At 72.4% G+C, this 22,515-nt stretch carries 10 protein-coding genes, 8 pseudogenes and 1 riboswitch; of the genes and pseudogenes, 13 read left to right on the forward strand and 5 right to left on the reverse strand.

Translation table 11 applies throughout. From position 1 onward, the window contains the following. Nucleotides 1-1,241: 1,241 nt before the first annotated feature. The 6 genes and pseudogenes from UK82_RS36855 to UK82_RS09810 form a co-directional block, all read left to right on the forward strand. The coding region (locus UK82_RS36855; protein WP_236705735.1) for a cyclic nucleotide-binding domain-containing protein at nt 1,242-1,976 on the forward strand (735 nt) is incomplete at its 3' end. Between the two features lies 1 nt (nt 1,977). Then, a pseudogene (locus UK82_RS36860) lies at nt 1,978-2,657 on the forward strand (family 2B encapsulin nanocompartment shell protein); the annotation flags it as partial. A 121-nt stretch (nt 2,658-2,778) separates the two neighbouring features. Next, nucleotides 2,779-2,970 (forward strand): hypothetical protein (locus UK82_RS36865; RefSeq protein WP_396230508.1); only part of this gene is annotated, 192 nt, incomplete at its 3' end. A gap of 1 nt (nt 2,971) precedes the next feature. After that, nucleotides 2,972-3,570 (forward strand): annotated as a pseudogene (locus tag UK82_RS36870) (germacradienol/geosmin synthase); the annotation flags it as partial. Between the two features lies 1 nt (nt 3,571). Beyond that, nucleotides 3,572-5,037, forward strand: a pseudogene (locus UK82_RS36875) (germacradienol/geosmin synthase); the annotation flags it as partial. A gap of 318 nt (nt 5,038-5,355) precedes the next feature. After that, the gene (locus UK82_RS09810; RefSeq protein ID WP_044888376.1) at nt 5,356-7,278 is read left to right on the forward strand and encodes a serine/threonine-protein kinase; all 1,923 of its coding nucleotides are present in this window, start codon (nt 5,356-5,358) and stop codon (nt 7,276-7,278) included. Nucleotides 7,279-7,288: 10 nt separating this feature from the next. On the opposite strand, the pseudogene UK82_RS42520 reads toward UK82_RS09810, so the two are convergent. The 3 pseudogenes from UK82_RS42520 to UK82_RS09815 all read right to left on the reverse strand — a co-directional run. Then, nucleotides 7,289-7,583, reverse strand: a pseudogene (locus UK82_RS42520) (ABC transporter ATP-binding protein); the annotation flags it as partial. 1 nt (nt 7,584) lies between these two features. Beyond that, nucleotides 7,585-7,927, reverse strand: a pseudogene (locus tag UK82_RS36880) (ATP-binding cassette domain-containing protein); the annotation flags it as partial. A gap of 1 nt (nt 7,928) precedes the next feature. Beyond that, a pseudogene (locus tag UK82_RS09815) lies at nt 7,929-9,187 on the reverse strand (ABC transporter transmembrane domain-containing protein); the annotation flags it as partial. A 548-nt stretch (nt 9,188-9,735) separates the two neighbouring features. Here UK82_RS09815 and UK82_RS09820 point away from each other — a divergent pair. Beyond that, nucleotides 9,736-11,106, forward strand: coding sequence for a lipase (locus UK82_RS09820; protein ID WP_055406945.1), 1,371 nt, complete (start codon nt 9,736-9,738; stop codon nt 11,104-11,106). A gap of 50 nt (nt 11,107-11,156) precedes the next feature. On the opposite strand, the gene UK82_RS09825 is transcribed toward UK82_RS09820, so the two are convergent. After that, complete coding sequence (locus tag UK82_RS09825; protein WP_044883998.1) at nt 11,157-11,885, reverse strand: hypothetical protein; 729 nt, start codon at nt 11,883-11,885, stop codon at nt 11,157-11,159. A gap of 657 nt (nt 11,886-12,542) precedes the next feature. On the opposite strand from UK82_RS09825, the gene UK82_RS09830 reads away from it, so the two are divergent. Together UK82_RS09830 and UK82_RS09835 are read left to right on the forward strand one after the other, a co-directional pair. Further along, nucleotides 12,543-14,192, forward strand: a complete 1,650-nt coding sequence (locus tag UK82_RS09830; RefSeq protein WP_055406946.1) for a peptide deformylase — start codon at nt 12,543-12,545, stop codon at nt 14,190-14,192. A gap of 467 nt (nt 14,193-14,659) precedes the next feature. Beyond that, nucleotides 14,660-14,835, forward strand: a riboswitch (cyclic di-AMP (ydaO/yuaA leader). Nucleotides 14,836-14,837: 2 nt separating this feature from the next. After that, nucleotides 14,838-15,218 (forward strand): transglycosylase family protein, encoded by a 381-nt coding sequence (locus UK82_RS09835; protein WP_044883875.1) that lies wholly within the window; start codon nt 14,838-14,840, stop codon nt 15,216-15,218. A 2,491-nt stretch (nt 15,219-17,709) separates the two neighbouring features. On the opposite strand, the gene rlmB is transcribed toward UK82_RS09835, so the two are convergent. Next, nucleotides 17,710-18,768, reverse strand: a complete 1,059-nt coding sequence (rlmB, locus tag UK82_RS09845; protein ID WP_044883877.1) for a 23S rRNA (guanosine(2251)-2'-O)-methyltransferase RlmB — start codon at nt 18,766-18,768, stop codon at nt 17,710-17,712. A 599-nt stretch (nt 18,769-19,367) separates the two neighbouring features. Between rlmB and UK82_RS36885 the strand changes: the two are divergent. The 4 genes and pseudogenes from UK82_RS36885 to UK82_RS36890 all read left to right on the forward strand — a co-directional run. Further along, nucleotides 19,368-19,620: pseudogene (locus UK82_RS36885) on the forward strand (serine/threonine protein phosphatase); the annotation flags it as partial. Between the two features lie 110 nt (nt 19,621-19,730). Continuing rightward, nucleotides 19,731-20,618 carry a PP2C family serine/threonine-protein phosphatase gene (locus UK82_RS09850; RefSeq protein WP_255354279.1) on the forward strand — a complete coding sequence of 296 codons (888 nt, stop codon included), beginning with the start codon at nt 19,731-19,733 and terminating at the stop codon, nt 20,616-20,618. Then, nucleotides 20,618-22,006: a VWA domain-containing protein gene (locus UK82_RS09855; protein WP_055406949.1), complete on the forward strand. Its 1,389-nt coding sequence runs from the start codon at nt 20,618-20,620 to the stop codon at nt 22,004-22,006. The genes UK82_RS09850 and UK82_RS09855 overlap by 1 nt, the downstream gene beginning before the upstream one ends. Nucleotides 22,007-22,081: 75 nt before the next feature. Further along, nucleotides 22,082-22,515: pseudogene (locus UK82_RS36890) on the forward strand (hypothetical protein); the annotation flags it as partial.

Genomic DNA, 22,515 nt, shown 5'->3' on the forward strand with positions numbered 1-22,515 from the left:
AGCCGAGCCCGCGAAACTGAGCCCGCGGGAGCCGAGCCCGCGCCTCGGTTCCCATCTCCCCGCTGCTCATGGCCGGCTTTCCTCGGCACCCGGCGGATGGCCCCTCTGCTGGCGATCCGCCACCGGCGCCACTGACCTGGCGTTCCGCCCGCACCCGACCGCACGGGGCGCACGCAAAGGGCTGCCGCCGCTCCCCGACCACCGGCGCAGTCCGCCTCCACCCCACGCCGAACGCCTGGCGCGGCGTGGGAACCGGCGCCCCCGGAGGCCTGGCCCCGGTGCCGCGCAGGACCAGGTGTCGCGAATCGGCGAGCGGCAGGTGGACCCTCGCTCGCCGCGGGGGGCAACATTCCACGACGTTCACCGGAGGCCGGCCGACGCGGACGCAGAGTGATTCGACGGTCGCCCAGCAGCCCGGCAGCCCGGCGGCCGGCGGCCCGGCCGCCCGCCGCATTCCACCCGTTCCACGGAACCAGGCCGACGAACGGATCGGCGGCACGGGCGATATCAGGCGCGCTCCGGGCGAATTCTTCTCGGCAGGTCGACCGTACCGGTTAGGCGATTCCGAGCCGATCTCCCGGCCTGGCATCCGGCGTGGCAGGCATTCACTTCCGGGGTATTCGGGCGACGAGTTCGGCATTAACTGTCCGTGACCGCGAGCCCTGGGGGCCGGGCTAGAAGAAGCCCTCTTCCCGGGCCAGTCCCCGATTGGTTCCGCAAAGTGCTTGCCGCCCACGCCGTTGGTGCGGGAGGCTGCCGATGCGCGACGAGAGACGCGCCTGCCAGCACGACAAAGTGCATGTCGGCGAACCGCGCGACACCCACGGGGGTTACTGGTATATGGAGCATTCAACGGTGCGATCAACCGGGCCGCGACCAGCCCGACGGCGCCCGTACCCATTGTTCGAATCCTGATCGGGCGGGGCCAGTAAGGCCGCCTCGAACATCGGCCCGCGACCGAAAAAAGACCGCGGAAATCGCCGGAAGGCCGTCACTCTTCCGGGCGCGGCTTCGTACGACCGCACCGCCGTTACACTCCAGCCCCTGGTTCCACCCCGGGCACCACGGTTTCATCCCCGAGCCCTCGGTTTCGCCGAGAGCCTCAGTTTCACCCAGAGTTCACCCAGAGCCCCAAGGTTCACCGCGGAGCCCCAAGGTTCACCGCGGAACCCCAAGGTTCACCCCGGAACCTCGAGCTTTCACCCCAGTCCCTGGATGACCAACGATAGGTGGAGTCTGCCATGACCGAGCCCGTACCGACCGACCCCGGAGCGACCGGCGCGGCCCCCGACGAGGACCTCCGGCTGAGTCTGAGCACGGCGGCCGCGCGCAACCTCGCGACGACCACCAAGTCCGTCCCGCAGATGCAGGAGATCACCTCCCGGTGGCTGCTGCGGGTGCTGCCCTGGGTCCAGACGGCCGGCGGCGTCTACCGGGTCAACCGGCGGTTGACCTACGTGCTCGGCGACGGGCTCGTCACGTTCACGTCCGTCGGATCCGAGGTGCGGGTGGTGCCCGGCGAGCTCGCCGAGCTGCCCGCGCTGCGTGGCTTCGACGGCGGCGCGCTCGCCGGCCTCGCCGACCGCTTCGTCCAGCGGGAGTTCGCCGCGGGCGACGTGCTCGCCGAAACGGGCGCGCCCGCCGACGCGGTGTTCCTCATCGCTCACGGCAAGGTCGGGAAGTTCGGGCCCGGCGAGTACGGCCACGAGCGGTCGCTCGGGGTGCTCGGCGATGGCGAGTACTTCGGCGACGAGGTCCTCATCGACTCGGACCTGTCCTGGGAGTACACCGCCCGGGCGCTGACCGACGCCACCGTGCTGGTGCTCTCCCGCCAGCAGCTTGCCGAGGTCACCGGGCAGGACGCCGAGCTCAGCGGGCACCTCGAGGACTACCGCGCCCGGCCGCAGCCACCACGCAACCGCCTCGGCGAGGCGGAGATCGCGATCGCCGCGGGGCACTCCGGCGAGCCGGACCTGNCGGGCACGTTCGTGGACTACGAGCTGAAGCCGCGCGAGTACGAGCTGTCCGTCGCCCAGACGGCGCTGCGCATCCACAGCCGCGTGGCCGACCTCTACAACGAGCCGATCAACCAGCTCTCCCAGCAGTTGCGGCTCACCGTCGAGGCGCTGCGTGAACGCCAGGAGCACGAGCTGGTCAACAACCCCGACTTCGGCCTGCTGCACAATGCCGACCTGCGCCAGCGCATTCACACCCGCTCGGGCCCGCCGACCCCGGACGACCTCGACGAGCTGCTCAGCCGGCGGCGCAGCACGCATTTCCTGCTCGCCCACCCGCGGGCCATTGCGGCGTTCGGCCGGGAAGCCACGGCGCGGGGCATCTACCCGGCGACCGTCCTGTTTCACGACCAGCACGTGCCGGCCTGGCGCGGCGTGCCGCTGCTGCCGGTAAGTAAGATTCCGATCAGCGCCACCGGGACGACGTCCATTCTCGCGCTGCGTACCGGTGAGGAGAACCAGGGCGTGATCGGTCTGCACCACACCGGGCTCGCCGACGAATACGAGCCGGGGCTGTCCGTCCGATTCATGGGCATCAACGAGAAGGCGATCATCTCTTACCTCGTGACGACCTACTTCTCCGCCGCCGTGCTCGTGCCGGACGCGCTCGGGATCCTGGAGAGCGTCGAGATCGGGCGCTGAACCCACCGACCGGTGCGCCGCCGCGGCCACGAAACACCGCGGCGGCGCACCGGTTTCGGCGATGCCTTCCCGGTCGCACCGTCCCGGCCCCGCGGCAACCAAGGGTTTTCCCGGAGAAATCATGCAGCCTTTCACCCTCCCCGAGTTCTACGTGCCCTATCCCGCGCGGCTGAGTCCGCATCTTGAACAGGCCCGGGAACACAGCAGGGAGTGGGCCCGGGCCATGGAGATGATCGACGCCCCCCAGCACGGCATCGCGATCTGGACCGAGCAGGACCTCGACGCCCACGACTACGCCCTGCTGTGCGCCTATNCCCATCCCGACGCCACCGCCGATCGCCTAAACCTGATCACCGACTGGTACGTCTGGGTCTTCTACTTCGACGACCACTTCCTCGAGCTCTACAAGCGGACGCACGACCTGGCCGGCGCCCGGGCCTATCTCGACCGGCTCCCCGCGTTCATGCCGGTGGCGGGCGAGATCACCGAGGAGCCGTCGAACCCGGTGGAGCGGGGCCTGGCCGACCTGTGGACGCGGACCGTGCCGGCCCGCTCGGCCGACTGGCGGGCCCGCTTCGCCGTCAGCACCCGCAACCTGCTCGACGAGTCCCTCTGGGAACTCGAGAACATCAACGCCGCCCGGCTGGCCAACCCGATCGAGTACGTCGAGATGCGCCGCAAGGTCGGCGGCGCCCCCTGGTCGGCGAACCTCGTCGAGCACGCCGCCGACGCCGAGATCCCCGCCCGCGTCGCCGCCACCCGCCCGTTGCAGGTGCTGCGCGACACCTTCGCCGACGCGGTGCACCTGCGCAACGATCTGTTCTCCTACGAGCGGGAGGTCACCGAGGAGGGCGAGCTCAGCAACGGGGTGCTGGTCGTGGAGCGGTTCCTCGACATCGACACGCAGGCCGCCNCCGACACCGTCAACGACCTGCTGACCTCCCGGCTGCACCAGTTCGAGCACACCGCGACCACGGAGCTGCCGGCCGTCCTCGACGAGCACGCCATCGACCCGGCGGGCCGGTTGGCGGCGCTGGCCTACGTCAAGGGTCTGCAGGACTGGCAGTCCGGCGGGCACGAGTGGCACCTGCGCTCCAGCCGCTACATGAACCGCGAGGCGACGCCCGACGCGCTCCCCACCGGGGTCGCGGGGTCGGGCAGCCTCGTCCCCGTCGCCGGGCTGCCCGGCATCCCCGGGATCCCCAGCCTCGGCACCTCGGCCATCCGGGTCATCCCGTCGCTGCTCGCCACCGCACCGCAGCGGATCCGGTCGTTCGCCAACGTGCCGTTCCGGGTCGTCGGTCCGACCTCGCTGCCGGAGTTCTACCTGCCATACACCACCGGACAGAGCCCTCACCTGGACTCCGCGCGGCAGGAGTCCGTCCGCTGGGCGCGGTCGATGGGCCTGCTGGACCGGGTTCCGGGCATCTGGGATGAGCACAAGCTGCGCGCTGCCGACTTCGCCCTGTGCGCCGCGGGCATCCATCCAAACGCGACCGCCAACGAGCTCGACCTCACGACGGGCTGGCTGACCTGGGGAACCTATGCGGATGACTACTACCCAGTGATCTTCGGTACCTCCCGGAACCTGGCCGCGGCGAAGCTGTGCAACGAGCGCCTGCGTCTGTTCATGCCGGTGGCCGGCCCGCTGACCGAGCCGCCGGTCAACGCCCTGGAGCGGAGCCTCGCCGACCTGTGGGAGCGCACCACCAGGGGGATGGAGCCCGCCGCGCAGGCCGCGTTCCGCCGGGCGATCGAGGTGATGATCGACAGTTGGCTGTGGGAGCTGGACAACCAGGTCTACAACCGCATCCCCGACCCCATCGACTACCTGGAGATGCGCCGCGCGACGTTCGGCTCGGACCTGACGATGGGCCTGAGCCGGCTGGCCCGCGGGGACAGCGTGCCGGCGGAGGTCTTCCGGACCCGGCCACTGCGGGCCCTGCAGAACGCCGCCGCGGACTTCGCCTGCCTGCTCAACGACGTCTTCTCCTACCAGAAGGAGATCCAGTTCGAAGGCGAGATCCACAACGCGGTGCTGGTCGTCGAGAACTTCCTCGACTGCGACCGCGGCCGGGCCGTCGAGGTGGTCAACGCGCTCATGACCGCCCGGGTACGGCAGTTCGAGCATGTCGTGGACAGTGAGCTGCCCGATCTGTTCGACCGCCTCGGCCTCGACGGCGAGGCCCGCACCGCGATCGACTCCTACGCCCGGGAGCTCCAGAACTGGATGGCCGGCGTCCTGCGATGGCACCAAGGGACGCACCGATACGAGGAGGCCGAACTGCGCTACCACCCCTCCGCAGACAGGCGGCCCTTCGGTAGCCCGACTGGGCTAGGCACCTCCGCCGCCGACGTTCGCCGACTGGCCTCCCGCTAGCCCACCAGTCGCCGCACCCGACCGAACCTGCAGGTGGGCGTGGGGTCAACGCGTCCGCGTCGTCCGGTCGGGTTTGGTTGGCCTGCCCGCCCGATCGCGCCCCTCGGGGGTACCAGCCCGACCAGGCGTACTTCACAGAGGGTGATTGGACGGTATGCATTCCGGCCGAATCGTCCGGGTACAACAGATTCGGTCGGGTAGCGGCGTGGGCCGCGACCGGGCGTGTCGGCGTTCGTGGTGTCGCCGCATCCCCGGTGCCCGGCACGGCGGCGCCTGGGCGCGGCCTCGGCGCGACGCAGCATCCGAGGGGGACGTGGCGTGTCCTGGAAGGCTTTGCGGGCGGGCGATCCGCCCGAAGTAGGTCCGTACCGGCTGATGGGTCGGCTCGGCAGCGGGGGCATGGGCATCGTGTACCTCGGCGTGGACGACACGGGCACCCGTGCCGCGGTCAAGGTGATGCGGGAGGAGCACACCGCCGACACGGCGTTCCGCCACCGCTTCCACCGGGAGGCCGCGGCGGTGGCGGCGATCGACAGCCCCCGGGTGGCGCGGCTGCTGGCCGCGGACGTGGACGGCGACCAGCCGTGGATCGCCACCGAGTACGTGGCGGGTCCCACCCTGTACTCGTCGGTCGCGACCGGGGGGCCGCTGTCCGGTGAGGCGCTGTGGGAGGTGGCCCGCGGGCTCGCGGAGGCGCTGTGCGCCATCCACGACGCCGACGTCGTGCACCGCGACCTCAAGCCGGGCAACGTGATGCTGGCCGCGGACGGCCCGAAGGTGATCGACTTCGGGATCGTCGCCGGCCTGCCCGGCATGATGACCGCCTCGGGCGTGGTGATGGGCAGCATCGGCTACCTCGCGCCCGAACTGCTGACCACCACGCGCCGTCCCCGGCCCGCGGCCGACATCTTCTCCTGGGGCCTGACGGTGTGCTTCGCCGCGAGTGGGCGTCCGCCGTTCGGCGGCGGCCCCCTGGACGCGCTGCTCTACCGGACGGTCCACGGTGAGGCCGACCTCAGCGGCCTGCCCGGCCCGTTGCGCGGCGTGGTCGCCGCGAGCCTGCGCAAGAAGCCGGAACGCAGGCCGGACGCCCACCGGATCCTCAGCCAGATCGCCGCGACCGCGGGCGCGGTGGCGGCCGACGGCGCGGACGCCGGCGTCGCCCTGCCGGGCGGCCGCCTGCCCGTCACCCGGCTGCGGGCGGCCGGCGGCGAGCCGAACCCGACGCTCCCCCGCGAGCGGCGTGCCACCCGCCGGCCCCGGACCCGGCGCGGCGTGCTCGTCCCCGGTGCGGGGGCGACCGCGGTCGCCGCGGCGGTGACCGCCGCGATCCTCCTCGCCTCCGCGCCGGCGGCGCCGCCCAACGCCATCGCGGCGGGCGGCGCCGCCGAGGGAGACGCAACCAACTCCCATCCCGCCGGCCACTCCCCGGCCGGCGTCTCCCCGGGCGGCCCCTCTTCGGCCGGCGGGGGGAAGTCCCGCATCGCCGCCGGCCCGGCCCTCCCCACCGGCGCGGGCGGCCCGGCCGCCGACGACCCGACCGCGGACTATCTGGCTGGCACGGCCGGTCCGGGGAGCCTGGCCGTGCCCGGAACCGCCGGGCAGCCGCTGCGGGGCGGCATCCGCACCGGCCGGAAGTTCCTGGCGGCACCCCTCGGCTCGGCGACGGCCTACCCGGCGGGCACGGCGGCGACGGCCGGCGCTACGACGCCGGCCCGCGGGGCGGGGTGGGTCGCCTCGACGGCCACCTGGGCTGGCGCGGCGGCAGCGGCCTCGGTGGGCGGGGCGGACCCCTCGACCACGACGGGCGCGGCGGGGGGCGTGGGCCCCGCCGCTGCGGCGGCGGGGGTGAGTGGGGGGTCGGCGCCGGCGGCGACGACCCGCGAGGTCGACTTCCCGGCACCGGCCCAGCAATCCGGGCCCGCCACCACCCCCACGGGCGGAGCCGGGGCGGCCACGACGACGCCCTCGGGAACCGCCGCCGCCACCGCGACCGCCCGCCGCATCGCCGCGGCCTTCACGACCGGGTCCGCCACCGGTCGCACGACGAGCACCTGCCTGCCCGGCGGACCCTGGGGGCCGCCGCAGTTCGCGGCCGGATGCGGCGGGGCGCTCGCCCTTCCGGCGATCTTTCGCGCCGCGACGGCGCCGCCGCCGTGGTCGACGGCGCTCGCCGAGGGCATCCCCCGGCTCATCGCCGCCGCCGTCAGCTCGGAAGCGCCCTGGGACGAGCTCGACTGAGCACCGGCGCTCAGTCGACGGGAATCATGCCGCCGCTCTGCCGCTGCCAGAGGGCGTGGTAGCGGCCACGGCGGTCGAGAAGCTCGCGGTGTGAGCCCTGTTCCACGATGCCGCCGCCGGCCAGGACGATGATGCGGTCCATGTTCAGCAGCGTCGACAACCGGTGCGCCACGGCGATCACCGTCTTGCCGCGCCAGAGCTCCTCCAGCGCGTGCTGGACGAGCACCTCGCTCTCGCTGTCCAGGGCACTTGTCGCCTCGTCGAGAACGAGCATCGGTTTGTCGTCGAGGAAGGCGCGGGCGATCNCGATCCGCTGCCGTTGCCCGGTCGACAGCTTGATGCCGCGCTCGCCGACGACGGTGTCGTAGCCCTCCGGCGCCTGGCTGATGAAACCGTGCGCGTGGGCCCGTCGCGCCGCCGACTCGACCTGTTCCTGCGTGGCCGCGGCGGCCGTCCCATAGGTGATGTTGTCCCGAATGGACCGGTGGAACAGCGTGGTGTCCTGCGGGACGTAGGAGATTCCCGCGGCGAGCGCGTAGTTCGACGTCGGGCGGCCGTCCAACCGGACGATGTCCGCCGGCAGCGGGTAATAGCCGAGCAGCAGCTTGACGAGCGTCGTCTTGCCGCTTCCGCTGCGGCCCACGATGCCNATCTTCTCGCCCGGTTCGATCGTCAGATCGATGCCGGCGAGCACCGGCCTGCCGTCGTTCTCGGGATAGGCGAAGGACAGCCCACGGAACTCCAACCGCCCCGGCGCTTCCGGCACGGCCACCGGGGGCGTCCCTGCCAGCGCAGCCGGCCGATCCGCGGTGACGGGTCGGCCGGCGAAAAGGTAGCGGTAGGCCTCCTCGACCCGCGCGAGGCGGAGATTCAGCTCCGCGATCTCCCAGACCGTGCCCCAGATGAAGTCCGAGAACATCACCAGCACCGAGAGGAACGTCGTGAACTGCGCCAGACTCAGCTCGCCCGTCAGGTACAGATGGAGGTTGAGCAGGATCGAGACCGGCCAGACCAGGTAGCGCACCACGAGGGACATCGAGGCCCAGAACACGACGGTCCAGAAGTACGAGCTGCGGGCGGCCGCGATGACCGTGCGGCGGCGTCGGATCACCTGCTCGTACTCGGCCGCCTCCTGCCGGAACGATTTCACGCTGACGAAGTTCGCGATGACGTCGATCACGTACCCGTCCATCTCGGAGACCTCGTCCGCGAGCCGCTTCTCCGCCCGTGACGAACGGCTCACGGTATGCCGGCCGATGGCCATCATCAGCAGCACGGCCACCAGGAAGGTGAGCCCCGAGTAGACGTTGACGGAAAACATTATTATGACGATTGACGGCACTCGGATAGCCTGCTCCACATAGGTGAAGCAGGTGGTTTCCAAAATCTCCCGAAACTCACGGCCCAACGATGCGATGTAGCTGCTGATCTTGCCGGTGAATTTTCCGACGAAGTACGGGTAGCGCTCGTTGATGACGCTGCGGAAGAGAATGTTCTCGTACTCGTAGCCCCGGTCGTTCAGCAGGCGGAGGTACGTGAGCTCGCCGGTTCGCCAGGTCAGGTCGTGGAGGATGTTGCAGCCGATGAGGATGGCCGCGTACCGGTACACCCCGTCGGTGGACTCCGTCGCATGGGCCAGCGACTGGACGAACCTCCCGATGAAGACGGGCAGGATCGCGAGCGCCACGTTCGAGACCGCGAAACAGGCGACCACGACCAGCAGGGAGCCCTTGAAGGTGCCGACGAAACCCAGGTAGGAACGCAGCCCCGCGTGCCGGCCCGGCTCGCCCCGAGCGGCGCTCCCGATATCGCCGGCCGAGGATTCGGAGGGTCGTATTCGTTGCCAGGGAATGTCGTCGCCCGCAGCGTCCACCCGGAAATCATGACAGGCATGGGGCACTATCCGCATCCCATTTTACGGCCGCGCCCCCACCGGGGCCGCAGATCCTCCCGGATCAGAGCGCATCGCATCGGATCAGGTCGGATCCGGTCGGATCGGATCCGACCAGATCTGGTCGGATCGGGTCGGGTCGGATCGGGTCGGGTCGGATCGCTGCAGGGTCCGGAACCCGAGCGGATCGGGTGGGGCTGTGGGACGGCCGTGACCGTCGACCGCGGTCGGGTGCCCGGGCCACGTCACCCGCCGATGAGTCGGTGGGGGCGAGTCGGTGGGGGCGAGTCGGTGGGGGCGAGTCGGTGGGGGCGAGTCGGTGGGACGCGTGGTCCTCCGGGACGTCCATCCGCCCGGACCGGACGTTCTCACCGCTTCCCCAACGGACGCCACACCCTGCCGCGAGTGGCCGGCGGCGACGGCCGAAAACGATAGCTTTTGCCGTTCGACCGGGCGATTCAGCCCCGCCCCGTCGGGTTCATGCCCTTCTGTAACGTAATGAGCGGAGCATTCCCGGTGGCGGCCGGCCGCGGCCGCCGAACATCCCGCAGGGAAAGGGGCGTCGCATGCCTCGCGGACGCTGGTTCGGCCTGGCGACCGCGGTGGTTCTCGCCGCGGTGGCGGCCGCCTGTTCCACCGGCGAGGGCTCCGCCTCCGCGCAGGCCCGCTCCGCGGCGCTCGCCCGGGAGGTGGCGGGCCCCGTGGGTCCGCCGGACGCCGCACGCCTGCCACTGCTGTTCGTTCACGGCACCCTCGGCTCGGGGGACCAGTTCGAGTCGCAGGCGCAGCGGTTCACCAGCAACGGATACCCGGCCGACCGGATATCCGCCTTCGACTACGACGCGTCGTCCTGGGGAAATCCACTGGACAAGGTCTTTCCGCAGCTTGACACGAAGATCCAGGACCTGCTCCGGGCGACCGGGGCGAAGAAGGTCGATCTGGTCGGGCAGGCGGAGGGCGCCGAACTCACCGAGCGGTACCTGGCAAGCTCCGCATCGCGGGCGGGCCGGGTCGCGCATCTGATCAGCGTGGAGGGCTCCCTGGCGAGCGGACCGCCCCGGGGAGTGCCGATGCTCACCGTCTGGGGCACCGGGGATCCCACCCGCCGGGTGCCCGGAGCGAGCAATGTCCGCTTCCCCGACCAGGAGCGCAACCGCCTGCTGACGTCGACGGGTACCTTCCGGGAGATGTTCCGCTTCCTCACCGGGACCGAGCCGTTCACCACCGACGTCGTCGCGGAGAAGGGGCAGATCGAGATCTCCGGCCGCGCGCTGCTTTTTCCCGCGAACACCGGCGTCGCCAAGGCCCGCCTGGAGGTCTACCAGCTCGACCCGAAGACGGGTAAGCGCCTGCCGAAGGGGCTCAGGGGCCTTTTCACCTTGGCCGCCGACGGCTCCTGGGGCCCGTTCCGGGCGGATGGCACCGCCACCTACGAGTTCGCCGTCGTCCGGTCCGGGGAGCCCGTCCATCATTTCTACTACCAGCCCTTCCGCCGCACCGATCGACTCGTCCGCCTTCTGACCAGCCGGCCGGACCAGGAGATCGGCGGTGGCATGAAGACCGACGCGAAACAGACCGATCTCGTCGTGAGCCGAGGCCTGGAATGGTGGGGCGACCAGGGCGGGGACAGTGACATCCTCACCGTCGACGGGACAAATGTCCTGAGCCCGGGGGTGGCCCCGCGGTCCAAACTGGCCCTTGCCGTGTACCTGTTCGATCGCGATGCCGACGGTGTCTCCGACGTCATGGCTCCGATCCCCGACTATTTCGGGATCGGCTTCATCACCGGTGCGGATCTGCACATCCCGGCGGGCGACCGCTCGGTCGAGGTCGCGGTGACCCCTCGAGGGCAGGCGGCGCACCGTGCGGTGCTGCGGGTACCCGCCTGGCCGTCCGACACCGACCGCGTGACAGTGCACTTCCGCGACGACGACTGAGGAACCGAGCGAGCACCGAGGCGGTGACGGCCGAGGTGACGGCCCGCGGCTTACGCCAGGGCGCGCCGAATGCCGTCCACGGCGGCCGCGTACCCCGCCCGAAACGCCTCCCGCTCGCCCGCCGTCATCCAACGCGCCGCCACCAGTCCCGCCGGCTCGGCGCCGAGCGCGGTCTCCAGAACCGTAGGCGCCCGGGCCGGCGGCGCATCGCCGCCGGCCCCCGGGCCGTACACCAGCACCACGTCGACGTCGCCGTAGGCAGCGGTGAAGACCAGACCGGCCGGCAGCCGGCCGACGGCACGGAACGCCTCCACCGGATCGGAACCCACGCGCAGCGCGACCGCCCAACGGTCCAGCCCCCAGGACGTGACGGAGACCCGGCGGGCCTCCTGTCGGTCCGCGGCCGGCTGGGCAGCGCTCGACTCCTGGGCTCCGGCCACCGCCGTCTCCGCCTGGCCGGCGGGGGATGGCGCCGCCGATCCGGGGGGTCCGGCCGGATCGGCGGCGGATCGGTGACCCTGCTTGGGCAGGGCAGAGTCACCTGTCCACCGGGTCGGCGGGGGCACCTCGGCGACGGCGGACTGCCGCTCGTGAACGAAGAAGCGCACCGGCGCCACCTCGTACTCCGGCCAGCCCTGCTCAGCCGCGAAGTCGTCCGCCGCCGACGCGGAGACGAAGGTGATCACCACATCGGTGACCTGCCGGTTGCCGCCGGGCGCGAACCGGACGACGCCGTAGACGACCGCAGGTCGATCATGATCTCTCCTCGGCTCCGTCACGATCGGCACCGCCCTTCCGGACCCGCACCCCCTGCGCCCACACTCCCTGCGCCGACACTCCCTGCGCCGACGCCCGATCGGCCGGGCCGGTGGCCGCCACCGACGCTGGTGGCGGCCACCAGGGTCGGTGGCCGTCGGTCCGCCCCTCCCATCCGGGCCGGCGGTGACCAACCGGCCCGCCGGGTGCGCCGGCCCCGCCCGGCGGAGGTCGCGGCTCGACGCGGGGCGGGGCCGGCCTGCGTCCAGGGTGGCCCGAGCCGGCGTGGCCGGGAAACGTCAGTCAGGCATGCTCTTCTCGTATGGGCCCGGCTGGACCGGACCACAGCCGGATCCGCGCCGCTGCGCGCCCCCGCACCGGCGGTGCGGAGACAACCTCGCCTCCAGCTCCAGCCGGGGCGGGAGCGGATGATCCGGCCGGGCGGGAGCGGGAGCTGCCGGCCGGTCGATTACCAGATCTGCCTCGGTGCCGCCTGCCCATCCGACCCGGCCGGATGTCGGATCCGCGACAACCTCGCGGTCGCGACAAGCGCCGGCAAACTATGCCGGTTTGGCATAGCGTCGTCATCCTGACGTCTTAGCCGCAGTCTGACGCAGCGGACTTTCCGCCGTCCCGGCAGGGCGATCGACGCAGGTCGGAGCCCGACGGAAGGCCGGTCGATGTCCTACGAATCCGGTCCCTACCGGGTCTCCCGCACCCTGCTCGCCCGGTCCGACTTCCGGACCGCGTGCGAGACCCGGGACTTCCGGACGGCCTTCCGGCTGATGAAGAAGTATGACGGCGCGAGCCAGAACCGCATCGCGTCCCCGGTCGAGGGCCTCAGCCAGAGCCGAGTCAGCCGGATCATGCAGGGTGAGGATCATATCGCCCGGCTCTCCCTGATCGAGCGCATCGCCGACGCGCTGCGCATCCCGGGCGCCTATTTCCAGCTCGCCGCGCGCCCATGGGAAGCGACGGACGAGGCGGGTGACGCGCCCCGTTCGCCGGGCGCCCGGGCGACGGAGCCCGGTGGTCGCATGGCCCCGCCGCCACCGGGCTCGTCGGCGGCGATCACGGCGGCCGAGCCGGTCGGGGCCGCCCGGGCCACCCGGGCCGGCCCCGACCCGGGTGGGCTTGTCGTCGAGGAGGATCGCGCCGAGCTGCGCTACGAGGACGGCATGTACGTCGCCCATCAGCGCCGGCTCGTGCTCAACACCGGCGTCGAACCGGTGACCCGCTACCTGATGCGGATCTCCGTCGACCGATTTCCCGGGGACCAGGAACGCGCCGCCCGGCTCTACCGCAGCAATCCGCTGCGCTGGGAGGAACTGCAGCTCAGCGCGCACTGCGGCGACGAGCAGATGTCCTGGCAGGTCAAGACCGACTGGGATGCGCTGAAGGAGGTCTGGCTGCTGTTCGAGAACAATCGCGGCCGATTCCCCCTCTACCCGGGCGAATCAGCATGGATCGAGTACAGCTACCGGGTCGGCGAGGAGAAGTGGGGCCCGTGGTTCCAGCGGGCCGTCCGGGTACCGACCAGCTTCCTGTCGGTCGTGCTGGACTTCCCCGCCGAGGTCGATCCCGTGGTCTGGGGCATGGAGACGTCGATGACCGCGGACGCCTTCCCGTTCCGCACGGCGATTGCCCGCTCGGATGATGCCAAAAGGCGTGTTTTCACCTGGTCCACCAATAATCCCCCACTGCACGCCCGATATCGTCTGGAATGGAACTTTCGGGCGGGGGCGCCGAACCGGGATCCCGCCGACCGAGCCGTTGCCCGGCCCAGCGCGCAGATGGCCGCGGCGGGCATCGTCCAGGTAGGCGATCCCGCACTCCACCAGCCAGCCCGGTCGTTCGAGCTGCCCGTCGAGGCCGAGGACGCCCGCCGCGTCGTCGCCGAGCTGTCCTCGGCCATGGAGCGAGTGTCCGCGCTGCACACGTTCGGGAAGGGGATGGGCATCGCCGCGCCCCAGATCGGGATCAACCGGGCGGCGGCCATCGTGCGGTCCGCGGACGGCGACATCCTCACCCTGCTCAACCCACGCGTCATCGAGTCCGTCCCCGAGAGCGACGAGCAGTACGAGGGGTGCCTGAGCTTCTTCGACGTCCGCGGGATCGTCCCGCGGTCCCTGGAGCTGCACGTGGAGCACACCGACATCTCGGGCCGCCGGCACATCACGGTGTACCGGCAGGGCCTGGCCCGCCTGGTCGCCCACGAGATCGACCACCTGCACGGGCACCTCTACACCGACCGGATGCGCCCCGGGGTCACGCCCATCCCCGTCGAGCAGTACCGCGGCACCGGTTCGGCCTGGACCTACACCCCCTGAGCCCCACAGCAACCCCCGGAGCCCCGCAGCAACCCTCCGAGAGCCGGTCACCGACACCGCCCGGTCGCCCTGCCGGACACATCCCCTTTATGTGGGACGACTCGTGGAGTGCCGTATAGTTCGGAAAAGCGCGGAAGAGCCGTTGTTCGCGGCGCAGCGGCGAAATTTTTTCTCGACTCCGTTAGCGGCACCGTCGACGCGGGTAGAAAGCGCCCCCCGCCACGCCCGGGAGAGAACCGGCCACGGACCGCGAAGGGCTTATGGTCAGCGTGGCCGACCAACCGCAAAACAGGCGTTCCCTGGAGCTCCGAAGGCCGTTAGAATCGGGCGCGCACGCGGGCGCGNAACCGCAAAAAAAAGATCAATTAAAGACGTTAGAACGTACTGTGCCCATCCTCACGTACCCTTGATTTCCCGGGGTCACGCTCAGCTATGTTCGTCGCCATGCCGTCAACTGATGGCAGACGTCGGGTGGCACGCCGAACCCTGCCCCCACCCGATGAGAATCAAACCTGCGGCAGGGACGGGGGAACCAATTCCGGGCGCCGAGGTCAGGCGTCCTAGGGGTGAAGCCGCGAACCACGGCCGGGCATTCCCAGCCCGAACCCGACAGCTCACCTCGCAGGCGTGGGGAAGGGCAACTTAATGTCCAACGCTCGTTCGCTCGGTCGGGGCCTCAACCGGATCAAGCTCGGCACCCGGGCCGCAGTCATCGCCACCACTCTCGCCGCCTCCGTCGGCGGCGGTCTCGCGCTGTCCCAGCCGGCCAGCGCGGGGACCAACGCCGACCACTTCCTGAGCGCCGTGATTCCCTGCGAATCCGGCGGGAACCCGCACGCGGTCAACTCCATCGGAGCCGGCGGCCTGTTCCAGTTCCTGCCCAGCACCTGGCATGGTCTGGGCGGCAGGGGTCTGCCGCAGCACGCCAGCGTCGCGGAGCAGTGGCAGCGCGCGCGGCAGCTCTACGCGCAGGCCGGCACCAGCCCCTGGTACGCGTCGAAGCCCTGCTGGGGTCACCGGATCTGAGGCCCCGATACACCGCGCCGACATCCGCACTCGGCCGACTCTGATCCGCACATGATCGATCGGATCGTGCTCGACAGATCGTGAGCCGTAGCCGGCGCGAGGCGACGCGACCCAGCGCGGGTCAGGAGCCCCGTCCCCCGTGCGGGGGGCGGGGCTCCGTCACGTCCCCGGACCGGCCGCCGGTCAGCATCCCCGCCTGCGGTCGCGGCCCGGGCCGCACCCCCGCGGGTGGCCAGCGCAGCTCCACGCAGAGCTGCCCGTCGTCGACGTCGACGATCATGTCGATGGCCCGACCCGACGGTGCCGGCGGCAACTGGCNCGCCGGCCAGGAACACGACAGGAACAGGCTGGCCGTACGCGCCTGCGCGGTGACGGTGAGCAGGACCCGGCGGCTCGGCATCACCCGCAGCGCGTGGTGCAACTGCTCGACGAACTCGCCGCGCACCGAGGCGGGCAACTGGTCGAGGCCACCGGAGATCTGGCTGGACACGACCGTGCCATGCCGTTCGGCGGCGTCGATGGCCTCCCCGATCGCGCTGTGCACGGCGTCGTCGTCGAACAGCAGCCGCCGCACGGCGACCGCGCGCCGGGCACATTCCGAGCGCACGACGTCGGCCTGCGGGTCGAGCCGGCCCGCGGCGACGCCGGCCAGCAGCGGCGCCACGTCCCGTTCGACGGCCCGCAGCAGCACTCTGCGACGCTCGCGCGCCCGGTCCCGCTTCTCGGCTCGCCGACCCAGCTCCCGCTCGCAGTGACTGGCCCAGGCCCGGACATCTGCCGTGCTCCACAGCAACGGACCGATCATGACCAGGCAGATCTGCATGATCCACAAGTAGTAGAGCAACAGGAGAAGGTGGGACAGCGCGAACGGGTCCCGCGGGTTGGTCAGTAGGCTCACCGCGATCACGGCGGCGCCGACGGTGACCGACGCGAGCACCCATCGCCACACCGGGCGGGACACCGTCACCAGCATCAACAACGGCGGCAGGCTGACCATCGGCCACGCCATCATCCGCACCTCGCCGACGTCGCCGGCGTTCCACCCGCCCCCCACCGCGATCCCCAGGCAGAGCAGCACCACGGCGGCCGCCTCCACCTGCGTCAACGGCCCGGACCGGAAGCGTCGCCGGGCCACGGCGAGCGCGGCGAGTGGGGCGAACAGCAACGCGAGCGCCAGCGGGACCGAACGGACATGGGGCAGGGCGCGGCCGGCGGGCAGAACCAGCAGGATCAGCCAGACTGCGGCGAATCGACTGGTCAGGTGGCGTAGCTGCGCGGTGTAGAGGGCGCGCAGCGAGCCGGCCGCGGGCGCCACCGTCACCCAGGGGTCCGGACGGCCGGCCGCGCCGGGCGCCGCGCCGGCCGGCCCGGACCCGATCAGCACGTTGCCAGGCGGCTCGGATCCGACCAGCAGGTCGCCGGCCGGCCCGGATCCGACCAACAGGTCGCCGGCCGCGCCCTCGTCGAGCGTCGGTCCGCGCTCCACCGCCGGGATCTCGCTGGCCGCCGGCCGGTGCCCCGGGCCGGCCCGGGGCGGTGGCTCGCGCCCACCGATCAGCTCGTCCAGGGCCGTCGCGCCGTCGGCGCAGCGGCGGCGGGTGAGCTGTCCGTCGCCGCCGCCGCCCCAGGCGATGCCGGTGAGGGTGTTGAGCACCGCGTTGTGGATCGTCAGCTCATGTTCCCGCTGCTCGCGCAGCAGGGTGAGCACGTCGTCCTCGCCTGCGCGCCGCTCGGCCACCTCGGCCAGCCGCGCCTGCGCCCCGCCCGCGAGCGCGTGTACCTGCGGCCGGACGTACCGGACGAGCAGGGCCGTGCAGATGATCGCGGCCAGCGGCATCGGAGCCGGCGGCCCGGCGCCGGACGCCCCGGCCACGAAGGCGCCGACCGTCAGCGCCGTCACGGCCAGGAAGGGGCCGGCGGGGAAGGCCCAGGCGGCCACCGCCGTCGCGTGCGTCGCCGCGAGCAGCACGAACGAGGCAGAGTCTCCGACCGATTCCGGCGGCAGCCACAGGCGCGCCCCCGAGGCCAGGACGAGCGCGACGACCACATTGCCGGCCGCCAGCACCCACCCGATGCCGCGATGCAGCGCGATCAGGGCGAACGTCAGCGACCAGGCGGCGGCCAGCGCCGCGACCACCAGGCCGAGCGGATGGCTCACGTACCAGTCGTGCCACAGCAGCACGAACCCCACGCCGAAGAGCGCCGCGTACAGCCGCAACGCCGCGAAGACCGCCGCCAGCACCAGCCGCAGCGCGACGGTGGGCAGCAGGGTCAGCCGCGGCTGCGGTTCGGGCAGGAGGAAACGCGGCAGCGCGAACAGCCGCGCCGACGATTCCCGCCTGCCCCGCACCGTCGTCCGTTCCCCCGAGATGGCCCGACGCCCAAGTAGGGCATGAGGCTACAAGGGCGCCGCGACGGGCTCAGCGTTCCGCCGCGCAGGACTCGGTTGCGTCACCTTTCGGCCGCCACCGGCCGGGGAGCACCCGAGTACTCAGGCGCCGCGGCGGCGGCGGGCGATCTCGGCCAGCGCGATGCCGGCGGCGACCCCGGCGTTGAGGGACTCGACCGCCCCGGCCATCGGGATGCGGATCGTCACGTCGCAGCGCTGCTCGACCAGCCGGGACAGCCCGCGCCCCTCGGACCCGATGACCAGGACGATCGGATCGGTGGCCATCTCGAGCTCGTCGATCGTCGTGTCGGCGTCCGCGGCGAGCCCGACGACGAACAGGCCGGCCTCGGCGTAGGACACGAGGGTCCTGGCGAGGTTGGTGGCCCGGGCGACCGGCAGCCGGGCGGCGGCACCCGCCGACGTCTTCCAGGCGGCGGCGGTCATCCCGGCGGCGCGGCGCTCGGGTACCAGGACGCCGTGGGCGCCGAAGGCCGCCGCGGAGCGCACCACGGCACCGAGATTGCGGGGATCGGTGACGCCGTCGAGCGCGACCACCAGACCGGGAGCCGCGGCGCGCGCCCGGGCCAGCAGGTCGTCGGGATGGGTGTAGCGGAACGGCGGGACCGCCAGGGCGAGCCCCTGATGCGGCGCCGTGCCGCACATGCGGTCGAGGTCCGGGCGGGCGACGTCGACCACCGCGATCCCCGCCCGAGCGGCAAGGCGGCGGGCGTCGGCGAGCCGCTCGTCGAAGTCGAGCCCGCCGGCGACGTAGAGGCTCGACGCCGGCACCCCGGCCCGCAGCGCCTCGACCACCGCGTTGCGGCCGACGACCAGCTCGTCGGCTTCGGCACGCCGCGCGCGCGGACCCCCCTGCCCGGCCTGACCCGTCTGGGCGGCGTCGGCGGCACCGGGGCGGCCAGCGGTGGCCCGCCCCCGCTCCCCGCCCTGTGCGGCCCTGGTCGCGGCGGCCGCGCGGCGCTGAGCGGGATGGCCGGGACGCAGATGGGCGGGCGGGGTCGCGCCCCGGCCCTCCAGGGCCTTGCGGCCCTGGCCGCCGCTGCCGGCACCGGCTCCCTTGCGATGCGAACCCGCCTTGCCGGCCCGGCCGCCCTGCCCGCCCCGGGCGATCCCGCCGCCGCCCCGGCGCGCGGCGCCGGCCATCAGTGCCACCGACCGGCGTGCGCCGCGGAAATGACCATGTGACCACGGTATACGGCCGGCGCCGGGGACGCGGCCGGCCTCGACCCCGGCCGGGACCGGCCGGTTTCGGCCCGCCCGCCGACCAGGCAGGGGCCCCCGGTCGGGGGTCCGGCGGGCCCGAACCCGGCCACCTGCCGCGACATGGTCGTTCGGGACTGTCCGGCGCCCTATCCTGAGGCGGCAGTCCCACGCCGGTGACCTGGGTGGTCCCGGCCGCCCTCGGCCAGGTCAGGAGGGTTCGGTGTGCGTCGCTCGCCACGCGTCATCACGCGGTCGCGGACCGCGGCTCGGGCGCGTGCCGTGCTGAGCTCCGGCGAGGCGCGGGCCGAGGACGGGCCGGGACCGGCCGGCGTGGCCGATGCCCCGGCACCGGCATGGCCGCCACCATCGTCGGCCCTCGCCCCTTACGCTCTCTTAAGGTTGCGCGCCGACGGAGGGGGATGCACCGGGACCTGGCCCGCCCACGGCGATCTACGTCATCGACGGGCCCCGGGGGAACCTGGGAGAATACGTCCCCATGGCTCCACAATGACCAGCTCGACGCGTGTGACCAGTTCGTCCTGTCGCCGGCCGTGCGCCTCCGGCGTCGCGGAGCGACGGCGACGAGCTCCGATGACCGGACCAGCAGGGGCAGGAGGCACCCAGCACATGGCTCTGCGCACACCGCCCGCACGCGAACGTTCCCTCCCGGTGGCATGACGGTGGACCTCAACCCGCACGACGACGCCCCCACGGTGGCTTACCAGCTCACCGGCAGCGGGGCCTTCGACCCCGACGACGACCTGGGCCGCTGCCCCGTGTGCGCGGCGCCGGNGTACTCGGACGACCACTACTGCGAGGTCTGCGGGCATCCGCTGGAAGGCCCGGACCCGGCGCACGGTGACGCCGACCACAGCGAGGTCGACCTCGGCNAGCTGGCCGGGGTGTGCGACCGGGGCGTACGCCACACGACCAACGAGGACGCGATGGGGCTCGCCGTCGTCTACGGCACGCTCATCGCGGTGGTGTGCGACGGGGTCTCGACCACGCCCGGTTCCGGTCAGGCCTCGGCCGCCGCCGCGGCCACCGCGATGGCGGTGCTCGCGGACGCGGTGCGAGCCCACGGGCCCGGTCATCCGGTCCACCACGACACCCGCCCGCCCCGCGGCGGCAGCGCGGCCGACGCCATGCTGGACATCCTGGAGCCGGCGTACCCGGAGTACGACGAGCCGCGCACCGCGCCGCGGGCGATCGTCGGGGGCTTCTCCCCGGAGGACGCCGAGGCCGCGCTGCACGCCGCCGTCGACGCCGCACAGGCCACGATCGCCCAGCTCAGCGCGGCCGAGGGGCGGATGGCCCCGTCGTGCACCTTCGCCGCCGCCATCGTCACCCCGCCGACCCCCGACGGTCCCGGCATGGTCACCGTCGGCTGGGTCGGCGACAGCCGCGTCTACCTGCTCGGACCGCGCTGGTGCGAGCGGCTGACCTCGGACGACACCTGGGCCGCCGAGGCCGCCCGGGCGGGTCTCATCCCCGCCAACGAGGCCGAGACGCATCGGCGCGCGCACACGCTGACCCGCTGGCTCGGTGGCGACGTCGAGGACGTGGCCCCGCACACGGAGATCTTCCCGATCGAGGCGCCGGCCACGGTGCTCGTGTGCTCCGACGGGCTGTGGAACTACGCCTCCCGGCCGGATGTCATGGCCTCGCTGGTCAACCAGCTCCCGCCGCGCTGCACGGCGATCGACGTCGCCCGCCACCTCGTCGACTTCGCCATCGACGCCGGTGGCCACGACAACATCACCGTGGTCGCCGCCCGGGTGGATCACTGATGGGCGCGTTCACCGCGGAGGTCTACCAGAACGAGTACCTTCCGGCCGGCGGGACGGACGTGCACGCCGTCGTCACCGTGACGTCGACCGGCCGGCCCGACGGCCCGGACGGCCTCGCCGGCGAGGTCTCCCCGCACGGCTCCCGCCCGCCCGACTCCCCGCCGACCCACGACTCCCCGCCGGCCCCTGGGTCCCCGTCAGCCCACGGGTCCCCGCCGCCGGCCGGATCGCGGCGCCCGGAACTCGCCGAGGTCCTCCTGCTCGACTGCTCGGGCTCGATGGCGAACCCGCCGGAGAAGATCGCCCAGGCGCGCCACGCGGCGTGCGCTGCCGTCGACTGTCTGCCCGACGGCGTGTGGTTCGCGATCGTCCGCGGCACCGGCGCCGCCAGCATGATCTACCCGGACAGCCCGCACCTGGTGGCCGCCTCGGCCGTCACCCGCGAGCAGGCCCGCCTCGCGGTGAGCCGGATGGAGCCGCACGGCGGCACCGCCATCGGCCGCTGGCTGGACCTGGCGCGGGCGCTGACGGGAACCCGGCCGCAGGCCATCGCGCACGCGCTGCTGCTCACCGACGGCCAGAACGGCGAGCTGGCGACGGACCTGGCAGCGGCCGTCGCCGCGGCCCGTGGGCGGTTCCAGTGCGACTGCCGGGGCATCGGCACCGACTGGCGCGTCGCCGAGCTGCGACTGATCGCGACGAACCTGCTGGGCACCGTCGACGCGATCGGCAGCCCGAACGAGCTCGTCGCGGACTTCACCAGCGTGGTCGCGACCGCCACCAGCCGAGCCACCGACCGGGTGGCGCTGCGGGTGTGGACCCCGCGCGGCGCCGAGGTGGGGTTTCTGCGGGAGGTCTCCCCCATGCTGCGCGATCTGCGGGCCGAGGCGACCACATCCGACGATCACAGCGTCGACTACCCTACCGGCGCGTGGGGAACGGAGTCGCGCGACTACCACCTGAACATCCGGGTGCCGGCCCGGCCGGTCGGAACCGAGGCGCTGGCCGCGCGGGTCAGCCTCGTCATCGACGGCCGGGAGACGTCGCAGGCGCTGGTGAGAGCGATATGGACGGACGACGAGACGCGCTCCACCCGGGTCAGCGCGGCCGTCGCCCACTACACCGGGCAGGCCGAGCTGACGGCCTCGGTGGTGCGTGGCCTGGAGGCGCGTCAGTCCGGCGACGAGGCCACTGCAACACTGTTGCTCGGACGCGGGGCCCAGTTGGCGCTCGCCTCCGGCAACGAAGACACCTACCGCCTCCTACAGAAGGTGGTTCACATCGACAATGCCACAACAGGTACGGTTCGGTTGAAGAAGAACGTCAAGAAGATCGATGAGATGGTCCTTGACACACGGTCGACGAGGACCCTCCGGGTGAACCGGTGATCAGGTGAGGGCACGTTGCCCTGCGGGGCACCTGTCTCACGACCCGACTACTGCGATCGGTGCGGAATTGGGATCATGAGTGGTCAGGAGAGGTACGAATACCGTCCGGACGACGGCGGTCGGTCTCCCTATGGGACGGACGAGCCCGGCGGCCAGCGTCGGCGTGGCCCGTCACAGGCGGACGGCCCGGACGCGGCGGGGGGTTACGACCCGCTGGGCATCCGGCGCTCGCCGGCCGACCAGTCCAGCGTGGCGGATCCGCCGCGCGGCGGCGACCCGTACGGCGGGTACGGCCGCGACGGCTACGCCGACCAGCCACGCGGCGGTCGCGGCTACCAGGCGGACCCGTACGACGAGCCGGGCGGGTACGACCGTGATCCCTACGCCCGACGGCGCGACGACCGGCCGGGTGCCGACGACCGGGCCGACCGCGGACGCGACCCCTACGGACGCGACGACCGCGCCCCCGCCGGCTACCCCGACGCCGACCGCGACCCCTACGGCCGCGC

Origin of the sequence: Frankia sp. ACN1ag (assembly GCF_001414035.1) — a bacterium.
GTDB lineage: Bacteria > Actinomycetota > Actinomycetes > Frankiales > Frankiaceae > Frankia > Frankia torreyi.

Coding starts and splice junctions, on each gene's coding strand:
- UK82_RS09820 (WP_055406945.1), top strand. CDS start 9,736: ATGCCTCGCGGACGCTGGTTCGGCCTGGCGACCGCGGTGGTTCTCGCC.
- UK82_RS09830 (WP_055406946.1), top strand. CDS start 12,543: ATGTCCTACGAATCCGGTCCCTACCGGGTCTCCCGCACCCTGCTCGCC.
- UK82_RS09835 (WP_044883875.1), top strand. CDS start 14,838: ATGTCCAACGCTCGTTCGCTCGGTCGGGGCCTCAACCGGATCAAGCTC.
- rlmB (WP_044883877.1), bottom strand. CDS start 18,768: ATGGCCGGCGCCGCGCGCCGGGGCGGCGGCGGGATCGCCCGGGGCGGG.
- UK82_RS09855 (WP_055406949.1), top strand. CDS start 20,618: ATGGGCGCGTTCACCGCGGAGGTCTACCAGAACGAGTACCTTCCGGCC.